Here is a 1,692-nt window from a genome sequence, read left to right as displayed (position 1 = left end):
GACCACCTGCCCCTTGCCCGACCGCTTGCTCTCGAGGATCGCCGACACGACGCCTAGCGCGAGATACAGCGAGCCGCCACCGAAATCCCCGGCCAGATTGAGCGGGATCACCGGCGGGCCGCCGGCCTGCAACACGCTGCCGACAGCGCCCGCGCGCGTGTTAGAGTGCCGTGTGATCCGTGCGCGCCGTTGCCAGCGCGGCGGGCGTTGCTTGTTGATCGCGGCCCGGTCAGGCCGCGGCGTCTTTGCTAAAATTCAAACCATGTCAAAGCCTTCCGATCGCATCAATCTCACCAACCAGTTCCTGATCGCCATGCCGAACATGGCCGATCCGACGTTCTCGGGAACGGTGGTCTATCTTTGCGATCACAGCGAGCGCGGTGCGCTCGGCCTCGTCATCAATCGTCCTACCGACATCGACCTCGAATCGCTCTTCAACCGCATCGACCTGAAGCTCGACATCGAGCCGCTGCTGCACATCCCGGTGTACTTCGGCGGCCCGGTCCAGACCGAGCGCGGTTTCGTGCTGCACGAGCCGGTGGAGGGCGCGAGCTACAACTCGTCGATGTCCGTCGAGGGCGGGCTGGAGATGACCACGTCGAAGGACGTGCTCGAGGCGGTCGCGACGGGCACCGGCCCGAAGCGCTTCCTGCTGACGCTCGGCCATGCGGGCTGGGGGGCAGGGCAGCTCGAGGAAGAAATTTCCCGCAACGGCTGGCTGACCGTGGCCGCCGATCCGCGCATCGTGTTCGACACACCGGCCGAAGAGCGCTTCGAAGCCGCACTCGGCCTGCTCGGCGTCAGCTCGTCGATGCTGTCCGGCGAAGCAGGGCACGCATGAGTGGCGCGAGCGCGCGCGATGCGACGCTCCTCGCGTTCGACTACGGCGAAAAACGTATCGGCGTCGCGATCGGCAATGCGCTGACGCGCTCGGCCCGTGCGCTCGTCGTGATCCAGAACCTGAACCGCGAACACCGCTTCAAGGCGGTCGGCGACCTGCTGGCCGAATGGCGGCCGGACGCGCTCGTCGTCGGCCTGCCGATGCATCCGGACGGCACGCCGCACGACATGACGCAGCAGGCGAAGCGCTTCGGCAACCAGCTGAACGGCCGCTTCGGACTGCCCGTCACGTGGGTCGACGAGCGCTATTCGTCGGTCGAGGCCGAGGCCGGGCTGCGCGAGCGCAACGTGCGCGGCCGCGCCCGGGCCGAGATGCTCGATGCCGAGGCCGCGCGCGTCATCCTTCAACAGTATCTCGATCAATTGTCCGACCATGAGCACCATTGACGCCGAGGCGCTTTACCGCGTCCTGCTCGACCAGATCCGTGCCGCGTACGGCACGGCTTTCGCCGAACCGGGCGGCCCGCGGCTCGCCGGCATCCACAGCGGCGGCGCATGGCTTGCCGAGCGCCTCGCACGCGATCTCGGCGCGCCGGCGTTCGGCGTCGTGAACGTTGCGCTGCATCGCGACGATTACGCGAAGAAGGGGCTGCACAGCCAGGCCAGCCCGACGTCGCTGCCGTTCGAGATCGACGGCGCGCGCATCGTGCTCGTCGACGACGTGCTGTACACCGGGCGCACCGTGCGCGCGGCGCTCAACGAGCTGTTCGACTACGGCCGTCCGGCCGCGGTCGTGCGCGCGGTGCTCGCCCAGCACGCCAGAGCGCCGCAGCACACTCCCGACCCCCCGTC

At 68.3% G+C, this 1,692-nt stretch carries 3 protein-coding genes; all 3 read left to right on the top strand.

The genetic code is table 11. From position 1 onward, the window contains the following. The first annotated feature begins 262 nt into the window (after nt 1-262). Nucleotides 263-841, top strand: a complete 579-nt coding sequence (locus G3O00_RS42530) for a YqgE/AlgH family protein (protein WP_011351143.1) — start codon at nt 263-265, stop codon at nt 839-841. After that, nucleotides 838-1,287, top strand: a complete 450-nt coding sequence (gene ruvX / locus G3O00_RS42525) for a Holliday junction resolvase RuvX (RefSeq protein ID WP_027788201.1) — start codon at nt 838-840, stop codon at nt 1,285-1,287. Before G3O00_RS42530 ends, ruvX begins: the two co-directional genes overlap by 4 nt. After that, on the top strand, nt 1,274-1,692 hold a 419-nt coding region (gene pyrR, locus G3O00_RS42520), incomplete at its 3' end, for a bifunctional pyr operon transcriptional regulator/uracil phosphoribosyltransferase PyrR (protein ID WP_206146580.1). The genes ruvX and pyrR, both read left to right, overlap by 14 nt.

It is taken from the genome of Burkholderia sp. Ac-20384, assembly GCF_017104605.1.
GTDB lineage: Bacteria > Pseudomonadota > Gammaproteobacteria > Burkholderiales > Burkholderiaceae > Burkholderia > Burkholderia lata.
The sequence above is the reverse complement of the archived record's forward strand: the minus strand, read 5'-3'. Positions and strand labels throughout refer to the sequence as shown.

Coding starts and splice junctions, on each gene's coding strand:
- ruvX (WP_027788201.1), top strand. CDS start 838: ATGAGTGGCGCGAGCGCGCGCGATGCGACGCTCCTCGCGTTCGACTAC.
- G3O00_RS42530 (WP_011351143.1), top strand. CDS start 263: ATGTCAAAGCCTTCCGATCGCATCAATCTCACCAACCAGTTCCTGATC.